General features: G+C 47.0%; 25 protein-coding genes, 1 other RNA gene and 1 pseudogene. 13 read left to right on the top strand and 14 right to left on the bottom strand.

Annotated elements, in window-relative coordinates; all coding sequences use genetic code 11:
• Positions 1-83 precede the first annotated feature (83 nt).
• Positions 84-1,604: a putative bifunctional diguanylate cyclase/phosphodiesterase gene (locus tag KGF88_RS02815; protein ID WP_153826010.1), complete on the top strand. Its 1,521-nt coding sequence runs from the start codon at positions 84-86 to the stop codon at positions 1,602-1,604.
• On the opposite strand, the gene KGF88_RS02810 is transcribed toward KGF88_RS02815, so the two are convergent.
• Entirely contained in the window at positions 1,564-2,511 is a 948-nt protein-coding gene (locus KGF88_RS02810; protein WP_110075385.1) for a sensor domain-containing diguanylate cyclase, read from the bottom strand. The genes KGF88_RS02815 and KGF88_RS02810 overlap by 41 nt on opposite strands.
• Positions 2,508-3,821: a diguanylate cyclase domain-containing protein gene (locus KGF88_RS02805; RefSeq protein WP_162034527.1), complete on the bottom strand. Its 1,314-nt coding sequence runs from the start codon at positions 3,819-3,821 to the stop codon at positions 2,508-2,510. Before KGF88_RS02805 ends, KGF88_RS02810 begins: the two co-directional genes overlap by 4 nt.
• A gap of 205 nt (positions 3,822-4,026) precedes the next feature.
• On the opposite strand from KGF88_RS02805, the gene KGF88_RS02800 reads away from it, so the two are divergent.
• Positions 4,027-5,415, top strand: coding sequence for a patatin-like phospholipase family protein (locus tag KGF88_RS02800; RefSeq protein WP_153826008.1), 1,389 nt, complete (start codon positions 4,027-4,029; stop codon positions 5,413-5,415).
• 6 nt (positions 5,416-5,421) lie between these two features.
• On the opposite strand, the gene KGF88_RS02795 is transcribed toward KGF88_RS02800, so the two are convergent.
• The 6 genes from KGF88_RS02795 to KGF88_RS02770 all read right to left on the bottom strand — a co-directional run bounded on the left by KGF88_RS02795 (position 5,422) and on the right by KGF88_RS02770 (position 10,583).
• A complete protein-coding gene (locus tag KGF88_RS02795) occupies positions 5,422-6,447 on the bottom strand; it encodes a catalase family peroxidase (protein WP_162014487.1) in 1,026 nt (341 codons plus the stop codon).
• A gap of 69 nt (positions 6,448-6,516) precedes the next feature.
• A complete protein-coding gene (locus KGF88_RS02790) occupies positions 6,517-6,786 on the bottom strand; it encodes a YebG family protein (RefSeq protein WP_110075389.1) in 270 nt (89 codons plus the stop codon).
• Between the two features lie 152 nt (positions 6,787-6,938).
• Positions 6,939-7,100 carry a DUF3149 domain-containing protein gene (locus KGF88_RS02785; RefSeq protein WP_153826006.1) on the bottom strand — a complete coding sequence of 54 codons (162 nt, stop codon included), beginning with the start codon at positions 7,098-7,100 and terminating at the stop codon, positions 6,939-6,941.
• 87 nt (positions 7,101-7,187) lie between these two features.
• Positions 7,188-8,363, bottom strand: coding sequence for a methyltransferase (locus tag KGF88_RS02780; RefSeq protein WP_257119959.1), 1,176 nt, complete (start codon positions 8,361-8,363; stop codon positions 7,188-7,190).
• Between the two features lie 32 nt (positions 8,364-8,395).
• Positions 8,396-9,850, bottom strand: a complete 1,455-nt coding sequence (locus KGF88_RS02775; protein WP_257119979.1) for a putative bifunctional diguanylate cyclase/phosphodiesterase — start codon at positions 9,848-9,850, stop codon at positions 8,396-8,398.
• A 55-nt stretch (positions 9,851-9,905) separates the two neighbouring features.
• On the bottom strand, positions 9,906-10,583 hold the full coding sequence (locus KGF88_RS02770; protein WP_153826004.1) for a GAF domain-containing protein: 678 nt from the start codon (positions 10,581-10,583) through the stop codon (positions 9,906-9,908).
• 22 nt (positions 10,584-10,605) lie between these two features.
• On the opposite strand from KGF88_RS02770, the gene KGF88_RS02765 reads away from it, so the two are divergent.
• Positions 10,606-10,941, top strand: coding sequence for an EAL domain-containing protein (locus KGF88_RS02765; protein WP_162014486.1), 336 nt, complete (start codon positions 10,606-10,608; stop codon positions 10,939-10,941).
• A gap of 27 nt (positions 10,942-10,968) precedes the next feature.
• On the opposite strand, the gene KGF88_RS02760 is transcribed toward KGF88_RS02765, so the two are convergent.
• Entirely contained in the window at positions 10,969-12,159 is a 1,191-nt protein-coding gene (locus KGF88_RS02760) for a transposase (RefSeq protein WP_257119958.1), read from the bottom strand.
• 43 nt (positions 12,160-12,202) lie between these two features.
• Between KGF88_RS02760 and tnpA the strand changes: the two genes are divergently transcribed.
• Together tnpA and KGF88_RS02750 are read left to right on the top strand one after the other, a co-directional pair.
• Positions 12,203-12,631, top strand: coding sequence for an IS200/IS605 family transposase (tnpA, locus tag KGF88_RS02755; protein WP_092593751.1), 429 nt, complete (start codon positions 12,203-12,205; stop codon positions 12,629-12,631).
• A 59-nt stretch (positions 12,632-12,690) separates the two neighbouring features.
• Complete coding sequence (locus tag KGF88_RS02750) at positions 12,691-13,041, top strand: EAL domain-containing protein (protein ID WP_153826992.1); 351 nt, start codon at positions 12,691-12,693, stop codon at positions 13,039-13,041.
• On the opposite strand, the gene murI is transcribed toward KGF88_RS02750, so the two are convergent.
• Positions 13,038-13,784 (bottom strand): glutamate racemase, encoded by a 747-nt coding sequence (murI, locus tag KGF88_RS02745; protein ID WP_110075394.1) that lies wholly within the window; start codon positions 13,782-13,784, stop codon positions 13,038-13,040. The two genes, KGF88_RS02750 and murI, sit on opposite strands and share 4 nt — an antisense overlap.
• A gap of 20 nt (positions 13,785-13,804) precedes the next feature.
• On the bottom strand, positions 13,805-14,143 hold the full coding sequence (locus KGF88_RS02740) for a zinc ribbon domain-containing protein YjdM (protein ID WP_055438699.1): 339 nt from the start codon (positions 14,141-14,143) through the stop codon (positions 13,805-13,807).
• Between the two features lie 162 nt (positions 14,144-14,305).
• Here KGF88_RS02740 and KGF88_RS02735 point away from each other — a divergent pair, with 162 nt between their 5' ends.
• From KGF88_RS02735 to KGF88_RS02725, 3 genes and pseudogenes are all read left to right on the top strand, one after another.
• On the top strand, positions 14,306-14,782 hold the full coding sequence (locus tag KGF88_RS02735) for a nuclear transport factor 2 family protein (RefSeq protein ID WP_153826991.1): 477 nt from the start codon (positions 14,306-14,308) through the stop codon (positions 14,780-14,782).
• A gap of 180 nt (positions 14,783-14,962) precedes the next feature.
• Complete coding sequence (locus KGF88_RS02730; protein ID WP_153826990.1) at positions 14,963-15,895, top strand: ATP-grasp domain-containing protein; 933 nt, start codon at positions 14,963-14,965, stop codon at positions 15,893-15,895.
• Positions 15,888-16,013: pseudogene (locus KGF88_RS02725) on the top strand (DUF2256 domain-containing protein); the annotation flags it as partial. The gene KGF88_RS02730 and the pseudogene KGF88_RS02725, both read left to right, overlap by 8 nt.
• A 27-nt stretch (positions 16,014-16,040) precedes the next feature.
• Here the strand turns inward: KGF88_RS02725 and dcm are convergent.
• Positions 16,041-17,423: a DNA (cytosine-5-)-methyltransferase gene (dcm, locus tag KGF88_RS02720; RefSeq protein WP_153826989.1), complete on the bottom strand. Its 1,383-nt coding sequence runs from the start codon at positions 17,421-17,423 to the stop codon at positions 16,041-16,043.
• 227 nt (positions 17,424-17,650) lie between these two features.
• Between dcm and KGF88_RS02715 the strand changes: the two genes are divergently transcribed.
• Complete coding sequence (locus tag KGF88_RS02715; protein WP_153826988.1) at positions 17,651-18,961, top strand: MvaI/BcnI family restriction endonuclease; 1,311 nt, start codon at positions 17,651-17,653, stop codon at positions 18,959-18,961.
• 336 nt (positions 18,962-19,297) lie between these two features.
• Here KGF88_RS02715 and ssrA read toward each other — a convergent pair.
• Positions 19,298-19,657: a transfer-messenger RNA gene (ssrA, locus tag KGF88_RS02710) on the bottom strand.
• A gap of 219 nt (positions 19,658-19,876) precedes the next feature.
• Between ssrA and KGF88_RS02705 the strand changes: the two genes are divergently transcribed.
• Positions 19,877-20,293, top strand: coding sequence for a hypothetical protein (locus KGF88_RS02705; protein WP_153826987.1), 417 nt, complete (start codon positions 19,877-19,879; stop codon positions 20,291-20,293).
• Between the two features lie 21 nt (positions 20,294-20,314).
• On the opposite strand, the gene KGF88_RS02700 is transcribed toward KGF88_RS02705, so the two are convergent.
• On the bottom strand, positions 20,315-21,454 hold the full coding sequence (locus tag KGF88_RS02700; protein WP_153826986.1) for a peptidase C39 family protein: 1,140 nt from the start codon (positions 21,452-21,454) through the stop codon (positions 20,315-20,317).
• Positions 21,455-21,621: 167 nt separating this feature from the next.
• On the opposite strand from KGF88_RS02700, the gene KGF88_RS02695 reads away from it, so the two are divergent.
• The 3 genes from KGF88_RS02695 to purN all read left to right on the top strand — a co-directional run bounded on the left by KGF88_RS02695 (position 21,622) and on the right by purN (position 23,930).
• Complete coding sequence (locus KGF88_RS02695; protein ID WP_153826985.1) at positions 21,622-22,116, top strand: hypothetical protein; 495 nt, start codon at positions 21,622-21,624, stop codon at positions 22,114-22,116.
• Between the two features lie 132 nt (positions 22,117-22,248).
• A complete protein-coding gene (gene purM / locus KGF88_RS02690) occupies positions 22,249-23,295 on the top strand; it encodes a phosphoribosylformylglycinamidine cyclo-ligase (protein ID WP_162014600.1) in 1,047 nt (348 codons plus the stop codon).
• The gene (gene purN / locus KGF88_RS02685) at positions 23,292-23,930 is read left to right on the top strand and encodes a phosphoribosylglycinamide formyltransferase (RefSeq protein WP_110075403.1); all 639 of its coding nucleotides are present in this window, start codon (positions 23,292-23,294) and stop codon (positions 23,928-23,930) included. Before purM ends, purN begins: the two co-directional genes overlap by 4 nt.
• Positions 23,931-23,991: the final 61 nt, after the last annotated feature.

Genomic DNA, 23,991 nt, shown 5'->3' with positions numbered 1-23,991 from the left:
ATCTAACTGGCAAAATAACGTACTCCTTGCTATGTTGAAAGAACACACTATAGCTGTGTTCACGTCATCGCAAGGAGACGTCTATGTCACCACGCCAAACCGCTGGGGTTATTGCTGCCATCTACTTGGTGTTAGGTTTGGTATGGATTCGCTTTTCTGACCAGTTCGTTTTTTCGCTAGCCGGTGCCAGCGATTACATTACCGAGTTACAAACCTTTAAAGGGTTTGGCTACGTTATCGTCACGGCTGTATTGCTCTATTTTCTTGCCTACAAAGCCTTACAACGCGAACGTAATATTAGCCAACGCGATGAACTCACCAAGTTACTGAATCGCCACATGTTTGGCCAAGAACTTAATACCGAATTAAGCTACGCTCGTGAGCATGAACTGGTACTAGCAGTGCTGTTGGTGAATATTGACGGCTTTAAACAAATTAATGTTCATGCCGGTTTGGCTGCGGGCGACAAGTACCTACAAGAAGTTGCTGCAATTTTGCGTGACAGTTGTCATCAACAGGTCTTTATTGCACGTTTTAATGGTGACGAATTTGCTATTGCCCTGCCTGAAGCCTTATGGCCCCATGCCGTTGAGCCGCTCATCCATAATTTGCAACAACGGATTGCCACCATTCAGTTGGCCGCACTGCCAGATTTGCGCCTTAGCTGCAGTGTCGGTGTAGCCTTGTTTCCGCGCGATGGCGAGCATAGCGATGCGTTAATCGACCATGCAGGAAAAGCTCTGGATGAAGCCAAGAGTCGTGGCCCCGGTCGATATAAGGTGTATGACCCAAGCTACGGCGAATTAGCTAATCAACGTAGTCTCCTGCTCTACGATCTACGACATGCCATTAGCCAGCGGCAATTAAGTTTGGTTTATCAACCACAATTTTGCACCGATGCCCAAGCTATCACCGGCGTTGAAGTGCTAGTTCGCTGGCATCATCCACAACGTGGCTTAGTTCCGCCGGATCAATTCATCCCGCTGGCCGAGCAGCATGGTTTAATTTGTCAGATCACCGATTTTGTCATGCAAACAGGCATCCGCGAGTTACTTGAGCATCAGCTCCTCTACAAACACATCCCAAGGGTTTCTTTTAACGTATCAGCCACTGATTTTAATGGCAGTGGCAGCTGTGACCGTTTTATCAAAAACCTCGCTGAATTACCCGGAGATTGGTCGGTGATTGAGTTAGAACTGACCGAAAGCGCAGCTCTGATAAATTTAGAAGGGGTTAAACGGGTGATTGAAGTGTTGCATGACAAAGGCGTACAAGTATCCCTAGATGACTTTGGTACCGGCTACTCATCACTGAATACGTTGCGTTTACTACCGATTAAAGAAGTAAAAATTGATCAAAGCTTTGTGCAAGATATTACCAACAATAGCCAAGATGCCAAGCTGGTACGCACCATTCTAGCTATGGCCAAAGCGCTGCATCTGCGTGTTGTAGCAGAGGGGGTTGAAACTCATGCACAGGCTACTTACTTAAAACGTGAGGGCTGCGAAGAGTTTCAAGGCTATTTGTATGCGCGACCTATGCCAGTAAAAAACTTAGTCACTTTTATTGAGAATCTAAATCAGCGTCAACGCATGCAATCTTGATTTGATTCTTGCCTTGTTGTTTGGCTTCGTACATAGCTTGATCGGCCGCGCTAAGAATACCAGACACACTGTAATGGCGCTGTTGCTCATAGCAATGGCAAAGCCCCATAGACAAGGTTACAGGTATTTTATCGGCTGATAACTCCTGCACTATGCTACTGCGAACCCGCTCTAACACGTGCATAGCATCTTGCAAACTAGCACCGGCATGAATCGTGGCAAATTCATCACCGCCAATGCGTGCTACTAAATCGGAGCCACGACAATTGGCTTTCAGAATATGTGCAACTTTTTGCAAAACGTCATCGCCAATCTGATGGCCTAAGTTATCGTTCACCAACTTAAAGTCATCAAGGTCAATAAAACAGACTGCAAATTGCCAACCATGCTCTGCTAAGCTTTGAATGTTGCCTTCGAGCTCTTCAACAAAAGCGCGCCGATTTTCCAACCCTGTGAGATGGTCAGTCATAGCCAGCTTTCGTTCGCGCTCAAGCTCTCGTCTAATTCTATCTTCAACGATTTTATTGCTGGTGGTATCGCGAATAAAAGCTATCGCAAAATTTTTACCATCAAACTCGACATGGCTGAGCATAATATCAACATAAATGGTGTCGCCATTTGCCTTGATGCCTGCAAATTTAAAGCCTTTCCCCATGGGTCTATTTTTTCCCTGTTCGAAAAAATAGCGCATGTGTTGATCATGATGTTGGCGCACTTGGTCAGGCAGCAGAATATTCATTGACTGCCCTACCATATCCTTACGACGCTGGTAACCAAACATGTTCACCAGCATTCTGTTAACCAGCACTATGTGCCCTTTGGTATTGACTATCAATGCCGCATCAGGGATAACTTCAATAAGCTCGGCTAAGGTTTTATCGGTACGCAATGGGGTTCTTAAGGTCATTCTTTCCGCTTATTTTTATACATCTGAATATCAGCATGTTGCAGCAAGGCCTCTACTGTTTGTCCGTGCATAGGAAACAACGCACATCCCAAACTAGCAGAAACCGCAATCTGTTGTTCTTTAACCACCACGGGTTGATTCAATGCTGCACGTAATTTATCGACTTGCCGACTAACAACACGTTCGTTATCAATCCCCATCAACACCAGTACAAACTCATCACCACCTAATCGCGCTACCGTATCTGTGGCACGGGTATTGACTAACAAGCGTTGTGCGGTGTGCTGTAACACCAAATCACCAGCATGATGGCCGAAGCTATCGTTTACGTACTTAAAGCCATTAAGATCAACCACAATCACGGCAAACTTAATTTGGTGCCGCTCATACACTTGCATGAGTACCTGCATACGCTCATCTAAAGCGCGACGATTAGCCACCCCGGTGAGTGGATCTAACATAGCCTCTTGGTAGGTGCGCCGGTACCATCTAAATAATGCCATCAGCATTAAAAACAAAGCTGTTACATACGGATAGCCGATTAGGCGAACCCGCTGCTGTTGCCACACCGAACCCAATTGCTGCGAGTCAAGCTGGATAGCAATCGACCAAGAGCCATTTAAAAATTGCACCGCATCATAAAAGTCTGCCTGCGCATAGATGGCTTCACTACCCATAAAAATATCGCCACTAGCGCCTTTACCATCGGTACCCCGCATAGCTATTTTATACTGCGCGGTTAACTCCGTCAGCTGCTGCCGCTGCAACAACTGATCTAAATCAAGAACCACGGCTACACTACCCCAATATTGCTCGCCAGTACCATCCTCAGCGCGATAAAAAACAGGAATTCGAGCAATAACGCCACGTCCTCCTTGCACCAAGTCAACGGGACCCGCAATTAACATTTGCCGTTGTTGTCGAGCTGCGTCAATCATCGCAAATTGCTCAGGAATTTTACTGTAATCAACGCCAAGCACAGCTTCGTTGCCTGCTAGAGGATAAACAAAGCGGACAATATTATCAGGAGCGATGGCTAGGTTACGGATATTCTGATGGTTTTCTATTATACCTTGGGCTAACGGCTGCCATTGCTGCGGACTAGTGCGCGGATTTAAGGTAAGGTAATTAACTAAGCCCCAACTCGCATACAAGGCGGCATTAAGTTCAGCCTCTAAATTAGCTCGGAACTTCACTAATTGAGTTTGCGCCTGACTTAATTGCTGTTGGCGGAGTTGTTGATAATGCAAGCTATGAAAGTGCTCAATCGCAAAGAAAGCTAATAACAGTGAACAACTCACTGCTACCATAAAGGTTCCTCGCTGAAAACGGGTACTTAACACAGCTGCCTCTTTGTTCTTATTTATGCCGTTAGTTTGGCTTTGGGTGCTTTACCAGGCTTTGTCTTAGGTGGCATTATAACCAGTAGCTTCCAGATAGAACAGATATTGTTCACATTTAGCTATAACTTAAGTTTACAGTTGTTTATTATTGGATCTAGCCAAAGGACATCACGTGCACAGATTGAGGTTTGTTTCTCGCTTTAAAATCACCTTAGCTTTAGGGATAAGCTTGGTGACTTCCGGCTGTGCGACGTACGGCATCATCGACAATAGCTCACAAACCAGCAGTGATGGACAACAGAACTATTCGATGTTGGACTACAACAGTGGTCACAAAGGCCGTGATGATGTCACAGTCATTATGTCTTTCTCTGGCGGTGGTAGCCGTGCCGCGGCTTTGTCCTATGGGGTGTTACAAGCCCTCCGCGACACCCCATTAGAACTCGAAGGTCAACAGCATTCGTTGTTGAGTGAAGTCGACATGATCAGTTCCGTCTCCGGCGGCAGCTTTACCGCAGCCTATTATGGCTTGCATGGCGAACGAATCTTTAGCGATTTTGAAGACGATTTTCTGCGCCGCGATTATGTCACCGAGTGGGTGTATGGCGTGCTTAGCCCACTGTTATGGTTTTCCAATAGAGGACGCACTGATATTGCCACGGGCATCTATGAACAACGGTTGTTCCGCGGTGCCACCTTTGCTGATTTGCAACAGCGTCAAGATGCACCTTTTATCGTTATCAATGCGAGTGATTTAGGCGCTGGTATTCGCTTTTCTTTTATTCAAGAATATTTTGATCTGCTGTGCTCTAACATCGCTGACTATCCTATTGCTCGAGCAGTTACTGCTTCATCTGCAGTACCTGTGATGCTAAACCCTGTTGTTTTGAAAAATCACAAAGGTTGCCTCAACCCTATCCAGAACTACCTGCGCGAACTTAATGAAGAAGATATTGCAGAGGCCAAACTATCGCCCCACCTGCACGACACCATCACAGCTATGCGCAGTTATGCCGCCAAAGATGAACGTCAGTATATTCATCTTGTTGATGGTGGTATCACTGATAATTTAGGGCTCATGGCATTCTATGAAATGGTTGAAATTGGTGGTGGTATCGAGAAGTTCTTAACTCGCCTTGGTGCCCAGCCTTCCAAGCATCTGGTCGTGATCTCAGTGAATGCATCCACTAAGCCGCAATATGACATTGAACAATCCAACAAGATTCCCGATATTGAGCCTACCATAGGTGCTGTAACCGACACCCAATTGCACCGCTACAACGCTGCTACTATCAGTTTAATGCGCCGCACGATAGATCGCTGGGGTCATGAGTTATCCAGCTCTGGCCAACAGGTTAAACCTTACTTTATCGAAATTAGTTTTGATGGCGTGCAACAGGAGCAACGGCGGGGCTTTATTAATCAAATCCCAACCAGTTTATCACTCAACAAAGAACAAGCTGATACACTGATTCATGTCGGGAGTGAATTACTGCGCTATGATCCTGTATTTAAGCAGTTGCTTGAAGATTTGCAACAACCTTCAAGCAACCAAGACTAATCCAAGTTACTGATTATTTAAACGCATCCCTTGCGAGATAGCGTAAGCAACTGAACGGATCGGTAGCACAGGATCGTCGCTAGGACTGATGCCAAGAGCAACCCGCATAGGATCAAAATTAACCGGTTCACATTGATCAGAACCACTACTAGTTACAGTGATGGTACCTATCGTGACCTGCTCTCTATCGGCCGGCCAAAGCTGCGCTGGGTTATTGGTCGCATCACCCGGTTCGGCTAAGGTCCAAACCCAATTAAATACTACCTTGCCATCTTTTTTCAGCCGTTCGGTTAAGCGTTCATCAAGAAAGCTTGGTGGGAGCGATTCAACTTCTGCTGCCGTTAATTGCTGCTCACCCGCAACCGGCTCTAGTTGCCAGCGGAACGCTTGTGCAGCGGCATTGGGTTGATCGGCGAAAAAGGCATGAATGCCATAATAATTGGATGAGGTATACTCAGCAGAAGCCTGGCGACCTTGCGACCACTCGCGTTGTGCTTGCATTTCTGGATTGGCTGCAAAGTATTTTTGAAGATCAGCTGGGGTTGCTTCACCCGCTTGAATCTTGGCACTCCATTGCAATAGCCCTAAAAATTGCTGAGGGTTCTTACCCGCAAAGAGTGGCACCGTTAATCCCGCAATATGATGAAATTGATTATCATCTAATTGAAATTGAATACCTAATCCACGCGCACCACGACGCTCATCAGCATTGGGATTACCGCCGCCCATCGAAAAACGCATGATGAGTGGTGCTTTATCCACTGCAAATAGAGGGGTAGCAAAACGTTGGCGGGCCGCTGCACTTGGTACAAACTCACCAGCAGCACAGACTCCGCGCGCATGTCCTTTGCGATAACCTGGTGTTTTGCCATTTAGTTTTGCAAAAACTTCAATAAAGTCTGTGGCAGAGGCGCTTTGCGGTGCTGCATAAGGATTAGCTTGAGCTGGTTGATCGGCTGCTATGGCGCCCACTGATAGGGTAGCAAAAGCCGCAGCAACAGCTGCAGCAATGAAAGAAACTCGAGTTAACATAGAACGGCCTTTTAACATTGCATGAGAAGAGCACTATAGACCTCACTACGTAACTTGACTAGCAGGAGATCACGCTGCTTCGGACTTTTTCACAGCTTTAGGCTTGGTCGGTTTCTTAGCACCTAAGGCCACCAGCATGTGTTCGCGCTGCTGCGCAATATAAAGTGCTAAATCTTCTTGTTGCTGTTCTTCGGTAACAACACCGCTTGCTGCCAATAACGGCATCAGGCGATCCACCATATCTAGCATTTTGTCATAAGCATCGGCTTCAGCTTTTGAAGTAAACGTCATTTTCTCAGCCCCATCGCGTACAACCACAAATTGAGTGACTACAGCCATTGAAGAAATTCCTCGTTATATAGAATACTGTTTATTTATACAGTACGAGTCGCAGCGATGCAAGTAACAACGTCATTTAGATAAAAAAAGCCAGCGGTATCCGTTAGCGCACGGCTACCACTGGCTCAAGCAACAAGACAATCTTTGGGGCCTTAAACTTTTGGCTTAAGATTTTTGTTTTGCTCAGCCTCGGCTTCTGCAGCTTTGGTAATAAAGAAGATGGCATAAAATATACACATACCAATCACAATCGCTAAGCCAGTAAAGCTGAAAAAGATAACGGGATCAGTAAAAAATTCTTTTAGAAGGTTCATGACCATACTCCTTGTGTGGTTTTATTAAGGTCATGATAGAAGTAATTGGCAGAGTAAATATTGATCTACATCAAGTATTTTTCCGAGTTAACTCGCAGCTATTTTTTGCGCCGTGATTAAACCGTTACGCGGCGTTGTCTGATAGTCACAAAAGGCAATTAATTCAGCCTGATAGCCATGCTCACGCAAGAATACCAGTCTATCTAGCAACAGCCATAACTCTAACGGACGTCGAAATACGTGCCGCACTAAATCTAACCGGGCTACATGTAAAGCTAACTGCCGACCACGATCTAAATAGAATGGCCAATCCACCTTAGCTGGTAGCTGCCACTGATGCTGAGCCGCAGCCCACTGCGCAAAATCAGCAAACTCGCCGCTAAACCAATGCTTACCCACCGAGGCCAGCGGACGATAGTTAACTTGCTGCTGCAGATCCTGGTAGAGCGCATGGTAAGCCATCCGCCACTGTATTTCGGTATGCCGTAGCTGCGTAATACGTCGCCCAGCGGTAACCTGCCCTTGCACTGCGAGTTGCAGATCAAACTTAGCTAGGTGCAGGTTTTGCTGCTGGGCTTGCGTCGAGAGCGGCTGATAGTGCGAATCATGAATAAGATGGTAACAGCAAGGTGCTAGGCTAATGAACTCGGTTTCGCGAGTAACAGCCTGTTGCAATAGGCTGAGATGGAGTTGCCCGCAGGCATGCAGTGCCACCGCATGTTGCTTCGGCTGCAAGAGTTTTGCCGCTGCGGCCGACAGCACATCAATTGGCACAAATTGCTGGGGTAACTGCCATTGCTGCGCTAACTTCTGCCCCTGCTCACACAGGTTCTGTTGCCACTCGGCACTGACAACTTGGCGTTGTTGTACAAAACTAGCCAGTCGTCCCAAATGGCCCTTGCCTGCACACCACTCTAGCAAAGGTAACTGAGATTGCGGCAAATGGCTGATAAAGGCTTCAATTTGCGCTAATTTGCGCCCACCAATGCCGTTGGTTAACCAAAATGGTAACGGTGGCGTTTCCACCGGAGCAGGTATTTGACTGAGTTCAGGTAAACTGAAGACTGCTGGAAAATAAGGACTGAAAAACTGCCGTTGCCGCTCTTTGTCACTGTCAATCAGCTCGATCTCTGGCAACTGCAGCTGGGCTAAACTAGCGGTCAAATCAGTGTGTTGCCAGGGCCATTGTTGATAGGCGAAAGGTTTAAATTGCCAAAATTCACGGTACTCTTGTAGCACCTGATAAAAGTCATTGAGCTGCACGTTAATCCCTAGCCATCACGACCAACTCAAGGCTACCAAGTTAACGGGGCCGGCCGCGCAAAATAAAACCCTTGTAAATAATCGGCGCCATGTTGGCGCATAAATTCATATTGTTCAAGCGTTTCAATGCCCTCTACCACCACGTTTAAGCTGAGTTGATGAGCCATCTGAATCATCCCTTGCAGCAAAGCGCTATCGCGCTGATTAGCTGGAATATCACTAATAAAGCTACGGTCAATCTTCAACGTGTGCACCGGTAAATCACGTAAATAACTGAAACTTGAATAACCGGTACCAAAATCATCAATAGACACCTGTACTCCAAGCTCACAGATCTCATTCAAAATACCGCGTGTTCGGTCAGCCCCCATCATTAACACACTTTCTGTCACTTCTAATTCGAGCAACTCTGGAGCCAGCCCAGATACTCGAAGTACCCGTTTGAGTTCTTCATAAAAGCCCTGACGACGGAACTGCAACGGCGAAATATTCACCGCCACTGTTACCGCCTGCTGCCCTGCTGATTGTTGATTAAAAGCAGCAATATCTTTAGCTGCCTGCTCTAACACCCACTGTCCGATCGCAACAATTTGTCCGGTTTGTTCAGCGAGCGGAATAAAATCACCCGGATAAAGCAAACCACGGCGTGGATGCTGCCACCTGATTAAGGCTTCGTAAGAGCTCACGGTCTGACTTTGCGCTGCCAAAATCGGTTGGTAATGCAGAACAAACTGGTGTTGAGTAATAGCTTCCATCAGATCATGGCGCAATTGTGCATAATCAGCACCATGTTGCGCATCGCTACCATCATACCAGTGCCAGGTGTTACGCCCTTGGCGCTTAGCCTCGTACATCGCCATATCAGCATGGTGCATCATTTCTATCGCTCTGCCAGTTAGCCCTTTATTATCAGCGATACCAATACTGGCGCTCACGTGCACATTGTGAGGGCCTAACTCAAACGGCTGAGATAACAATTCAAGTAACTTTTCGGCCTGCTCAATACCACGTTCTAGCGCACCGTCATCGGTGAGTAAGATGGCAAACTCGTCACTGGCTAGGCGTGCCAACACGTCTTCCTTGGTTAATAACCCCCGTATTCTATCAGCCACGGCGCACAACAATTGATCCCCCACAACATGCCCTAACGCATCATTAATCGGCCTGAATCCATCGAGATCTACAGACATCACAACTAACGGTAACCGCCCGTTCTGACTAAGCTTACAGGCCTGAATTAAACGGCCCTCAAAGGTTTGTCGATTGGCGCTGCCGGTGAGGAAATCATGGGTGCGCTGACTGGCTATCAGGTCTTCTTGCTCGCGAATGAGGGTAATATCTTGCTGAATACCAATGTAATGAGTGCATTGATGATTTGCATCAAACACCGGACCAATCAAGAGTTGGTTCCAAAATGCAGTGCCGTCTTTACGATAATTACGCAACGTCACCTGAATCTCCCGATGCTGTTGGATCGCATCGCGAATAGCGCTAACGCTGGATTAACATAAATCAGTGGCATACCAGGCGCTTGTGCGTCTGCTAACACCACTCCATTGGGGCTGCTTGCAAGGTTTGCGCAAACGACTGCTTTGCGGCTTCATGCTGGCTCGCATCAATTAAATCTAAAAAATGCTTACCAATAGCTTGTTGTGACGATTGCTGATTAATGCCCCCGACCGGATGATTTGCAGCCAGAATAAAACCGTCCGTATCTATTTCAAATACCGCTCCCGGATGCTGCGTGAATAACGACCGGAAACGTTTATCGGTTAACTCGTGTTGCAGTGTTTGATAATGGTGCTCAAAGGCCAAACTCACCAAGGCTGCGGCACGCTGCATCAGCTCGAGCTCTGCTTGCTGAGGTTCGCGCGGCTGTCGATAATAAGTTGCGAGAGTACCAAATAGAGTCCCACTGTTACTTAGTACCGGAATCGACCAGCAGGCCTGCAACCCTTCAGCAGCCGCATAACCAGCAAAAGCTATCCAAAGCTTATCTTTGGCGATATTTGCAGTCACTATCGGTCGACGTAAGTATGCAGCACTACCACAGGTGCCAACTTCAGGCCCAATTTTCACGTGCTGCAACGCCTGCCAATAATCTGTGGTGAGTTGCGCCCCCGCAATTAAACTTAAACTGTCGTCACTTTCATCATATTGCATGATCGACACAATCGCCTGATCTAAGCGCTGCTCTACATAGCCACTGATAGCCTGCAAGGGCTACAGCGATGCACAAAGGTTGCTTTTACTGCTTCTGCTTAAGCTTGCGCCCACCAAGTTTATTCCGCTGTTTGAAGAATCTGGATTAATTAAACAAGTGACCCGCTGGGTGATTCGACAAACGGTGGCCAGTATGCAACGTCATCAACTTTGTCAGCGTGGCCTGCATGTGAGTGTCAATATATCCACCCGCGATTTAACTGAAGCGGGCTTTGTTAGTTTTGTAAAACAGGCAGTGCAAGGTATTGATGCCCATTGCTTGCAATTTGAAATCACTGAAACCGGCTTGATTGACGACTCTGAACGGGCCCTAGAGGTACTCACACAAGTGACTGCTCCCCGCCCTAAGCGCTAAAGCGCCACGGGCGAGGCTTCCAACTTCTCAGGCAGCAACTGGTACGTGACCAGATTGACGCTTGCCTCCATTGGCAGAAACCGACAGTCCTGCGGCCTTTAATTTTAAAATACCTTGCGCCTTGATATTTAAGGCTGCATTGATGTCCCGATCACGCTGTGTTGAGCAGGATGGACACTGCCAGTCACGCACGTTCAGTGACAAGTATTCCAGCTTGTGTCCACAGCAAGAGCAGGTTTTTGAGCTGGCAAACCATTGATCAATTTTAACCAGATGCTTGCCTTGCTCTTTGGCCTTGTATTCCAGCTTTTGGAGCAAGCCTGACCAACTCGCATCGGCAATGTGCTTGGACAATTTCCTGTTCTTCAGCATGTTTTTGACTTTCAGTGTCTCGACAATTACCGCTTGGTTTTCGTCAATAACGTGTCGAGACAGCTTGTGCTGAAAATCAGCACGAGCATTCGCCAGGCGCTGATGCGCCTTAGCGAGTTTAAGTCGGGCTTTTGCACGACCTTTGCTGCCTTTTTTGCAGCGTGATAAGGCTTTTTGTTTACGGCGCAGATTGGCACTGGCTTTCTTCAAAAAGCGTGGATTCGGTTTTTTCGTGCCGTTTGAATCTATGGCAATATGTGTTAAACCCATATCCAATCCGAGAACTTGAACAGCATTCAGGCTTTGAATGGACGCAGGAGCTTCTTGCCCATCTTCATGCAGTAGCGAGGCATAGTATTTACCTGTCACGGTGCGGGATAGGGTGATGCTTTTCAGTTTTCCCTCAACCTTGCGATGAATACGCGCTTTAATGGGCCGCTTTAACTTCGGCACTTTAATCCAGTCATCACCACAATCAACGCTCATGCAATGATAGCTGGACTGCCTGCCGTGCTTGCGCTTGAACTTGGGATAACGAGAAGGCAGTTTGGGATCAAAGAAATGTTGAAAGGCTTTATCCAGATTGATACATGCCTGCTGGAGTGCAATCGAATCAAAATCTTTGAGCCAGTGATACTTGCGAGATTTCTTCGCAACAGCCAACAGCGGCTTGAGGTCTTTTTTGGCCTTCAATTTCAGGCCGTGACGCTTGTACTGGCTGCTAATGACGTGCAAAGCCTTGTTGTACGCAAAGCGCACAGCACCGAACTGGCGGTTTAAAAATTCCGCCTGCTCAGGTGTGGGATAAATGCGTACTTTCGTGGCCTTTAACATTTCAGCGCTCATTGATATAATTCATTCATTATAAGCTATTAAGGTCATATTTCAAGTGAGTGTGCATCATAAAGAATTGCTATCAGATTACCTTAGAAAACGTCACAGCGTCACCAAGCTGGTTGTTCATCTGGTCTTTACCACCAAGTACCGACGAAAACTGTTCGATGGCTTTATGATTGAGCAGCTGCGTGAAGCATTTGAGTCTGCTTGCGAGAAACTGGAATGTAACCTGCTGGAAATGGACGGTGAAGAAGATCATGTTCATCTGTTGATGGCCTACCCACCGAAACTGGCGATCAGCGTTATGGTGAACAACCTGAAATCGGTTTCATCTCGCCGGATACGTAGACTCAATACCCACATACCCCGGCAAAGCAAGAGCGCAGCGCTCTGGTCGCGCTCCTATTTTGCCTGTAGCGCAGGTGGTGCAACGATTGAAACGCTGAAAGAATATGTACAAAGTCAGGCCACACCTGACTAGAAACGCTTCGCGTTTCCCGCTTATATCCCCGCCCGATTGGGCGAGGGTTTACGCGGGTTTTGCTCAGCAAGTTGGGAATCAAATGTGCGGTGGATGATTTTGGTACCGGCAACTCTTCCATTTCCTATTTAAGTAAATTTCCGGTGGCCGAACTCAAACTCGATCGTAGCTATGTGTTCGATATCAATAACAACGACCGCAACTTAAAAATTGTTAAATCTAGTATCGACTTAGCGCATGCGTTAGGGCTAAAGGTGACCGCAGAAGGAGTTGAGGATTTCGCTGCCATTACTTTGTTAAAACAGCTAGGCTGTGAAAAAGCCCAGGGCTACGTGATTGCTCGCCCCCTCGCCGAACATGACTTTATCGCTTTGGTTAACAGCCCTTTTCAATGGTCAGCTTCCAGCTAGAGTATTAAGCCCCAATGTTTGGCCGTGCGCTTCACTGCTTCAACGTTTTCTGACGCTAAAATGCGGATGGGAGTTTGTGCGTACTGTTTGGGTAGTTCAAGGTGCTGTTGTAACCAAGCCACCATAGCTTCACCCGAGTGAATGGTGGCAACGCCACCAAAGTATTGAGCAATCTGCTCAGCAATTAACGGAAAATGCGTGCAACCCAATAACACCACATCAGGCTTCGTCAAAGAACTGAAGTAATGACGCATGGTCTCCTGCAAAATTGGCCCATCAAATAAAGCTTCTTCTACAATCGGCACAAACAACGGGGTCGCAATAGCATCCATCTGCTCCACCCCAAGCGCCTGAATACGATGTTGATAGGCACCCGAGGCTATGGTTGAACGAGTCGCAATAATTAATACCCGGGTCTGCTTGGTCACCGTCCCTAATTGCTGCAATGCCATCACACCAGGTTCTAGCACCCCATACACAGGCTTATTAGAAAACTGCTGCATAGCTTCTAGCGCTGTTACACTGACAGTATTACAGGCCACCACCACGCAATCCACATCGGCCCCGTTAAAAAACTCAACAGCCTCAAGTGCGTAGCGCGTGACAGTCGCCTTATCTTTGTTGCCATAGGGAACACGAGCGGTATCACCAAAATAAGTGATTTCGCTAAACAAGCCACTTTGCTGCAACGACTTAGCCACGGTTAAACCGCCAACCCCACTGTCAAACACGCCTACTTTCATGGTTTTCTCTTCATTGATTACTAGCTGCTTTGGCGTTTTACAAACTGCGATTTCAACATCATGTCGCCGGCGCCATCTACCTTGCAATCAATGTCATGATCGCCATCGGCAAAGCGCTTAATTGTCGCCTTGGTACCCACTTTCAACACCAACGACGAACCTTTAACTTTTAAGTCTTTAATTAACGTCACTTTGTCGCCTTCGGCCAACGGCGTGCCATTGGCGTCTTTCACTTGAACCGCAGTCTCTTCAGCCACCTCATTCGGGTTCCACTCATAGGCACACTCGGGGCAAATCAACAATGCTTGGTCTTCGTAAACATAACTTGAATTACATTTTGGGCAATTGGGTAGGCTCATAATTTTACTTCTTTTAATTAGGCAGATAAGAGTAGCCTGATCATAGCGCTTCTTGTGCATCAAAAGAAAGCGCAGAAAGGAAATCGAGAGCAAAAGATAGTGTTACTTCCGTAAAACTATTAGAGTAAAACCACCCTTATTCACTGTCATCGGACCAAGAACATGAAAAAACTGCTCATAATTAGCCTAGTATTTGGTTGTTTGTATAGTCAGCCCCTGTTTGCTCAAACAACAGCGAAAGCGAATGCAACTGAGCAAGTGCAACAGGAAGTGCAAGAAGCCATTGAAACCTTTTTGTATGGCGCCAGTGTGAATGATAGCGCTGCGCACCGTGCCTTTTGGTCAGAACAATTAACCTACACCAGCTCAAGCGGCACACGTTTTGGCTGGCCTGAACTCGCGCAAGGCTTCAGCGAAGCACCGCCGCTTGCAGAAAGCGAGGTCACCGCTTGGTACACCGGTGAAAACTTTGAATTTAAACGCTTTGGCGACGCCATCTTGGTGAATTTCACCTTGGTTCTTACTCCCGTAGATAGCACCGAACCCACCCAGCGATTCTACAATACCGGCGTCTTGCAAAAGCAACACGGCCAATGGCGCGCCGTGAATTGGAACGCTACGAAAGCTATGACCGAATAATGCTGCGACTTGTTGTGCCTAGAGGCTACTAACAGGTCAGTTGCTGCAGCTATATTGCGCAACTTGGCTTACCTAGAACTCTTTGGTCTGGCTTATAGCTTTTTCGAATTGATCGTTTTCCCGGGTATAAGCTGTAATAAGCACATCAAAATGTCACCAGATTGAGTAGCCGGGAGCTACATGCGCAACATAGTTATACTGCACGAGAACGACGAGTGGTTAGTACCGCTGCGAGCTGAGTTTGCCAAGCGCGAAGTCACGGCCATGGAATGGTTTTTAGATACCGGCACGGTCGCTTTTGATGAAGCCCCTGCTGATGCGGTTTATTACAACCGCATGAGCGCATCCTCACACACCCGTGGCCACCGCTTTGCCCCTGAGTTAACGCGTGCGGTACTGACACGACTGGAAAGCTTTGGCCGCACTGTTGTAAACAATAGCCAAGTATTAGCGTTTGAAGTGTGCAAATTATCACAATATGCCGCCTTGCAACGCGCCGGTCTCAAGGTGCCACGCACACATGCTGTGGTTGGCAAACAGCACCTTGTTGCCGCAGCACAAGCATTCAACCAATGGCCGCTTATTTTAAAACCGAACCGCGGTGGTAAAGGCTTGGGCGTACAGCGGTTTGAGTCTGTCGAAACGCTGAAGAACTATTTGGCCCGTACCGATCTTGATGAACCCCTTGATGGTATTTGGCTGTTGCAAGCATACATTCAGCCCCAACAGCCCTTTATTACCCGCGCCGAATTTATTGGCCGCAAGTTTTTATACACAGTTCAAGTCAATACCGAAGATGGCTTTGAACTCTGCCCGGCGGATAACTGCTCTATTGAAGATCAGTTTTGCCCAACCGGCGAGCAAGCCCATAAGTTCTCGATTACCGAGCGCTTCAACAACCACGACATTATTGCCAAGCTTGAAGGCTTCTTAGATACGAATCAAATAGACGTGGCTGGTATTGAGTTCATAGAAAATGCGGCCGGTGAGTTGTTTGTCTACGACGTAAACACCAACACCAATTATAACCAAGCCGCTGAACAGCGCGCTGGTGTTACCGCTACAGGTATGGGCGCCCTCGCCGATTACCTGATAGAGCTGGCTCGTGACTAAGAAACAACATTTACCCAGCAAAGTCTGCCCCGTTTGCCAACGCCCATTCAGTTGGCGCAAAAAATGGGAACGCTGTTGGGAGGAAGTTATCTATTGCTCAGAGCGCTGCCGCCGCTCGAATGAGCGGCTTTTTACTGGAATTGGCTTATGCAACCTTGGTATTATTAAAACGGTTTACATGGTTGTTCATCATCAATCGTGATTTCATAATCTCTGCAATCGCCCGAAACACAGGCACAACCACCGAGTTACCGAATTGTTTATAGGCTTGCGTATCTGATACCGGAATCACGAACTCGCTGCCTTTTGGCGTGCTAAAACCCATTAATCGTGAACACTCTAACGGAGTTAATCGACGGGGTCTGTTTGCGATGTTTTGCGGATCATCAAATGGCTTGCTCGCGTCAAAGCCTCGATCGACCAGAATTTCAGAACCATCCTTGTAATAGCGGGCTGATAGTGTACGCGCACGATCGTTAGGACCAACTAAACCAAATCCGAAACCATTACCTTTCTCCTGATGCTTTTTCGCATAGTTGAACAGGTACTCCCAAAGGTTTGGCGTCAATATGTACTTATCGTCAACCTCAGGCTCAAGAATATCCCCTAGCTTTGGTGCTGTGGCTTTCGATGGCTTTTTCAAATCTCTTAAGGTAAACCCTTGATGAATATTCAAATCGCGCCGAAAACCAACCAACACGATTCGCTCTCGATGTTGAGGCACCCAGTGCGCACCATCAATAATACGAGGATCATTTGGCCCTTCATGGTTGGCATCAGCAACTTCATAGCCAAGTTCATCCAAAGCTTTCATGATCACTTTAAACGTTTTACCACGGTCGTGGCTCTTCAAGTTTTTAACGTTCTCTAGCACAAAAGCCGGTGGACGCTTGGCCGCAATGATGCGAGCGACATCAAAGAACAACGTACCTTGGGTGTCACATTCAAACCCATGCTTCACACCTAAGGCGTTTTTCTTCGACACCCCAGCAATTGAAAAGGGCTGGCATGGGAAACCAGCAAGCAATACATCGTGATCAGGAATAACAGAATCAATGTGTTCATAGGCTTTCTCATCTGACACCGACGGATCAGCGCTTAGCGTGACGTCCCGAATATCTTCATTGAAACGGTGATATTCATTGTCACACGCATAGTTAGCCTTATAGGTACGCACCGCGAATTTATTCCATTCACTTGTGAATACGCATAACCCACCCTGTTCTTCGAAGCCTTTACGAATACCACCAATTCCGGCAAATAAGTCAATAAACCGAAAATCACAATTATCAGGTGTTACTTTCGGCTCTGGAAAAAGCTTCAGGAGGTGCAGGTACTCTGAATGAGTCAAGCTAGGCGCAGCTTTACCTTTTACCCAGCGGTTAATTGTCTCGCGGGTCCACCGATTATTCGGAAGCTGATTTAAATAATCAGCAAGGAACGTTTGGTCGTATATTTCCAGTAACTTGGTAACGACTTCTAGATCAGCCATTTCGTTCCGTTGTTGTTCTTCTGTGTTAAAGCTCATCTGGTACACGCTCGCTCCCTAGGACATTTATGTGATGTAAGATCACACAATCGTTCCACTACGTCAACAATAAACTGATCATTTATACAGTGTATAATTAATCGTTAATCTCGCCAGTCCAAAAGTGCTATTTCAGCGAATACTTACAATGCTATTTGCTATTCACTTAATCTTTACATATTGGTAATGTAGGCAGCAGGTAAATAAAAATTGCGGATATCCCGTTGATGGAATTAACAAAGATTATTGAGCAGATGAAGCTCAGCGGGGCCAAACGGATTTTAATCAAGGCTCTAGCGAACAACGATAATTCGAAGAATCAAATCTACCTCGGCTCAGATTTCGAGGTTATTCGCGCGATCCCATCCGGTGATGTTTATGCGGATGGTGTGAGTAAAAAAGGCCCTATATTCAAAGCACCGTTGGATTTCTACTGGGTCACGGCTAGCGGTGAAACGCAAAAAGCGCAATATGCGCAAATTATCCTCTATCCAAAATATCCTGAAACCCGCATGTCGGGATTCATGCGAGGTTGCGATCGAGATATTGCACCAAGCCATTTGATGCAGCCGCCGACACCAGAGCAACGAGCACAGCGCCAAGGCTCAAACCGATATCTCATACTTGGCGTCAACGAAAATTCTATATGGGCTTTTTGCACAAGCTGGGATGACGAGATACAACGAGAGGCCAAAGCGCTCATTGAAAGCGGTCAAACGACGCTTGTCGCTTCAATTTTTCACGAATATAAAGTTAGTCAGCAATCGAGTGAAGAAAAGCTTTTACAGCGGCTGCGAGAAATCTACGAACTTGGTCCTATTGAATCCTGCCGACTCAACGCCAGTGGCGAATTACTTCCATACAAAGCGCAAAATGGCGCTGGCTACACGCTTGAAGCCCAATTCGGCATCACCCCCAACGGCTCGCCAGATCCAGACTTTATGGATTGGGAGATTAAATCACACTCAGGCGGCGCTGTTACGCTCATGACACCAGAACCTAATGTTGGCACCTACCTTGATGATTTGGAGGCGTTCTTACGCCAATACGGCACCCGTATTCAGCCTGAACGACTAGATTTCGCAAGCCGTCATGATGTCGGCAAACAAAACGCCAAAACTAGTCTAACCATGCGCCTTGAGGGATATGATCCCAAATCAGGCAAAGTGACCGATCCTGAGGGTGGCTTGATGTTGCGCGGTCCCGCCGGTGAGTTAGCAGCAGGTTGGAAGTTTGAGAAGATCATTCAGCATTGGAAGAACAAGCACTCGAATACCTGTTTTGTATCCTACACCGCTGTTAAAGAAGAAAAGGTGTACTACCAGTTCGGACCTAAGGTAACGCTCGGTAAAGGAACAAGCTTAGACAAGCTGCTTAGTGCGCTCTACACCAGCACCATTTACTACGATCCTGGCGTGAACATGAAGTTGGTTAATGGTAGATGGAAGCCCAAAAAGCGGAATCAATTTAGGGTTGGTTGGAAGAATCTAGAATATCTTTATTTAATGATGTCAGAGTACCAGCTTAATGAAACGTGATTTCATTAGCATTTTTGTGATGTGATGTGATAGAAAAATCACTCCTGTGATACCGAATTCTGCATACAACCAAAGTCGGGAGTATGTCTTTGAGTCTGTCATGACAGATTCATCTGTCACCACTTTATCTGTTTTGCTTTTAAATTATTCCAAGCACTGGGCTCGATCTTATTCGCCTTCACATTAGAAAACTCAGAATTTTTTGCACGGATTTAAGCGGTAAAATTGAAGAGTACCAAACACAACATCCTATTTATGAGACGCGGTCAACTCCTAGTGAAGCTATGGGCTATAGGAACAAAAAAGCCGCTCGAATGAGCGGCTTTTTATTGGAATTGGTGGAGCTGGCGGGAGTTGAACCCGCGTCCGCAATACCTACATCCTCGGTCCTACATGCTTAGTTTGTCATTTAGTTAATCACCAAGTCGCCGACAAACAGGCTACTTAAGGTGACGATCCCGATTGGTTTTAACGCTTTGGCTACGGGCGAAGCCTCCACGCGAGTCTGCTTTGGGGTGAACCGACTGATCCTAGTCTCACAGACAAAGCGCTAGGGGTCGGACTCAGCGGGTTATTAAGCCGCTAAAGCGTAGTTGTCGTCGTTTGCAACTATTATGTTGAGGCTTTTTACGAGGCCAGCCTCACCTCGGCATGCACCTTGGGTTTCGTGTATCCCGTCGAATCCAGATCAGCCCCTAAGGTTAACTTGTCAAAGTCTATCACTGATATGGTGCTGCTGTCAGCAATTTCAAGTGCTAGCAACGTAAATAAAAATCTGCGCCATATTGCGTTAGATATTTGTTTTCTCGTATTCTAGCCGCCGTCGATAATAACAACAATAAAGGATAATTTTGTGCGTCACTCTCAGAGGTTAGCTTTCATCCCTTTGTTCTGGTTGTTCGCGATGAGGATGAAATGCTTCGTATGGGTACGGCGTTAATTGTTGAGGTTGCGCAAACTGATGGCAGCGTTTGGGGCGGTCGTTATACTCATCAAACCTCGTTACACCTGCCTCTTGCCGACATCGCCGATGGTATGAACGACACCGAACATACCACCATTCATAGCGCACTAGAACAGAGCTTTGAGGAGATCCTAGCGCTCTACCTTAACGATCGCATGGGTAACTATATCGAGTCTGACCATGTGGTGATTTCGTCAAGGTTTTTATCACCTCGGTTTAAGCTTGAAGTTAACGGTAAGGTACTTGAGCGCCATAGCGACCGTGTCACCTTGCGCTCTGGCGCTGGCTTAATATCGCTGCCACTTGATGACAGTTTAACCATGAAAAACGCGACGGTTAAAAAGCCCAAAGCTAGCAGCAAATCTTAAGCTTTATCACTACTCTCCCAATTAACCCGGCGCGCGGCTCAGCACCACGGCTGCGCGCTGCTTCCGCTTACCAAAACCAAAGGCTCGTTTAAAGGTAGCGATAGGAATGGGAATGTATTGCCGTTCTGCGGGCGATTGCCAGGCAAAGGTATCTTGGTCTGGGTCGTTGATGTAAACATAATGCTCGTCGGCAGCACATATAAGCACCCAGTGTGGGGCCTTGCTTTCATCGAACACATAAGTACTTATCAGAGCAATGACTAACTTACCCTGCTGTAAATCTGCCATGAGTTGCGCTACTGGGTATTCACCAATAACAATAGGTACTTGCTCTCGTTCTAAAGCGGCGATATCGGCTTCTTGAATACGTGCCATGATCTGCTTTTTATCGCTACTACGCACCGAATCTAACAGCAAAGGGCCAGCTTCGCTAACATGCAGTTCTACTTGTAAACCGCGCTTTAACGCTGCCCGCGCCAGCCCATGTGGACCGCAACCGCCATGCCCAGAAGTCATAAAAATGGTCGTCGCTTCGCGCCAGATTTCTAACTCTTCATGATGAGCATCTGCACACGCGATGTCAAAGTAAGCCATAGCCATCAAAAGACTAGCAGGGCCACAGGTAAAATCGGTTGTTTGGGTGCGATAAGGGACTAAGCGGGCCTGCTCTTGATCTAAATCACTACGCTTAAATTGCGGTAACAATTTTTGTAGCACCACCGCATCGCTATCATCTTCGTAATATTCAGCACGGATCTCCATATCGTAGTAGCCAGCTACGTGATACATCTGTAAAGCCGCCATGTTGTCTACTTTTACTTCGAGGCGCATAAATAAGCAGAAGCGCTCATCGGCAGCATCTTCTGCTGCCTGCAACAGCTGCCTACCGTAGCCACGACGGCGGAATTCTGGATGTACCGCTAAGGAATACAAGCGAGCTAACTCGGTAGCTTGGCGATACAACACAATGAAATAACCCACCACTTGGTCATCGACACAAAGCACCTGAAAATCGCCCACACCTTGGTCGATAAAACGCTTAAAACTGCGCGCACTGATTCGGTCGGTAGTATAACTCAACGTTTCTATCTGACTCAGTTGTGCGACATCGGTGCGTGTCGCTTGGCGTAAAACGACACTATAATTCTGTATATTTTTCATCAATTTAGCTCATATAGCTTATTGTACTAAACACACCGACCTGATAAATTTTCGGCGCTATTAATGAAGCACAACTAAGTGTCTGGTTAACGCTATTATCCGCTTTAAGTTAGCGCTAATACAATCACTCAATAAACAAAAAAATAAGTAAAATAAGGATATTTGCAATGAATCAAAGTAAGTGGATGGTGGCAATGTTGGCGGCTGTAATGGCTTCCGGTTGTTCAAGTATTGTCAGTAAATCAGATTACCCCGTTAATTTCGACTCAACTCCAAGCGGCGCTGCCTATGTGTTAACTAACAGCAAGGGTGTCCGCGTCGATTCAGGTGTTACGCCAGCAACTGTAACTCTGCCTTCATCAGCCGGCTATTTTCAAGGCGAAAAATACACCTTAAGTGTAAGTATGCAAGGCTATAGCAGTCGCGATTATACGTTCACTGCAAGTTTAGATGGTTGGTATTTTGGTAATTTATTGTTTGGCGGTTTACCAGGCATGTTGATTGTTGATCCACTTACTGGGGCTATGTTCAATCTGCCTGAACATGTTCATGTGCCTCTTGATGCCAGCAATAACAACAAGGGGCAGGTAGTTAAAATTGGTTTTATGGAAGACCTAACCCCAGCCGAAAAACAGCGTTTGGTGCCCATCACCGCGCAATAATCCTGTCGCACCCTCCGGGCGAAAGTGATAAACTAACGCGCAAATTTTTAGCAACGCTTGTTGCTGCTCGAGAGCGCTATGCTCAGGGCTAGTAACAAGCCGTTGCTCATTCTGCTACGCTGAGGACCGCCCGTGAGTACTACAAAACCTTCTTTAAGTTACAAAGATGCTGGTGTTGATATTGATGCAGGTAATGCTTTAGTTGAGCGCATTAAAGGCGTCACCAAACGTACCAAGCGCCCAGAAGTGATGGGTAACATTGGTGGTTTTGGGGCTTTGTGCGAATTACCCACCAAATACAAACAGCCGGTTTTAGTTTCTGGTACCGATGGCGTAGGCACTAAATTACGGTTAGCTATCGACCTTAAAAAGCATGACACCGTAGGTATCGATTTGGTCGCTATGTGTGTAAACGATTTAATTGTGCAAGGTGCTGAGCCTCTCTTCTTCCTCGACTATTATGCCACCGGTAAACTCGATGTAGACGTAGCAGCCGATGTGGTGACTGGTATTGGTGAAGGCTGTGTGCAAGCTGGTTGTGCCTTGATTGGCGGTGAAACCGCGGAAATGCCTGGCATGTACGAGCATGGGGATTATGACATTGCAGGCTTTTGTGTAGGTGTTGTCGAAAAAGACCGTATTATTGACGGCACTAAAGTCGCACCAGGTGATGCGTTAATTGCCTTGGCTTCTTCTGGCGCCCACTCGAATGGCTACTCGTTAGTACGTAAAATTCTAGCAGTAAGCGAGACCGACCCAAGCACCACCATGCTTGATGGCAAGCCATTAGCAGAGCACTTATTAGCCCCTACCAAAATCTACGTCAAATCTGTACTAGCCATGTTGGAGCAGGTTGACGCTCACGCTATTTCGCATATTACTGGCGGTGGTTTCTGGGAGAATATCCCACGCGTCTTACCAGATGCTGCGAAGGCGGTCATCGATGGTAGCAGCTGGCAGTGGCCGTTGGTATTTAACTGGTTACAAGAGCAAGGTAACGTGACCACCAAAGAAATGTATCGTACCTTTAACTGCGGCGTGGGGTTAATCATTGCTGTGGCGGCTGATAAAGCAGAGTTAGCGATTCAACTCTTACGTGAGCATGGCGAAGATGCCTGGCAGATTGGTGAAGTTGCAGCTCGCGTTGGCAACGAAGCGCAAGTAGAAATTAATTCATGAAGCGCATTGTTGTTTTAATCAGTGGTTCTGGCACCAACATGCAGGCCTTGGTTGAGGCCTGTCAGGCCGGCAAAGTGGCTGGCCAAGTGGTCGCTGTGATCAGCAACAAAGCAGAAGTGGCAGGCTTAGAAAAAGCCGCTGCTGCTGGCATTGCAACGGCGGTGCTATCTCATCGAGAGTTTGCGACGCGCGAACTCTACGATGCCCAGTTACAGCAGTTGGTAGATAGCTATCAGCCTGATTTAGTGGTTTTAGCTGGCTTTATGCGAATTCTTACCGCTGACTTTACCCGTCATTACCATGGTCGTATGCTTAATATTCACCCCTCTTTGTTGCCTAAATACAAGGGCGTAAACACTCATCAACGGGCGCTTGATGCTGGTGATGAAGAACACGGTGTGAGTGTGCACTTTGTTACTGAAGAGTTAGATGGCGGCCCCGTGATCTTGCAGGCAAAAGTGCCTATTTTTGCTGATGATACCGCCGCTGATTTGCAAGCTCGTGTGCATACGCAAGAGCATGCGATTTATCCGTTAGTGGTGCATTGGTTTTGTAGCGGCAGGTTGCATCTGAGCGCTGCGGGTGCGGTGCTGGATGGGCAGTTATTAGGCCCGGCTGGTTACGCCGAAGACTAATCTGCCCTGTTGCTTATGGCTTACTGCGCTGATTGGCTCTCTTACTGTCTTTCTTACTGTC

Origin of the sequence: Idiomarina loihiensis, from assembly GCF_024584785.1 — a bacterium.
Lineage (GTDB): Bacteria > Pseudomonadota > Gammaproteobacteria > Enterobacterales > Alteromonadaceae > Pseudidiomarina > Pseudidiomarina fusca.
The sequence above is the reverse complement of the archived record's forward strand: the minus strand, read 5'-3'. Positions and strand labels throughout refer to the sequence as shown.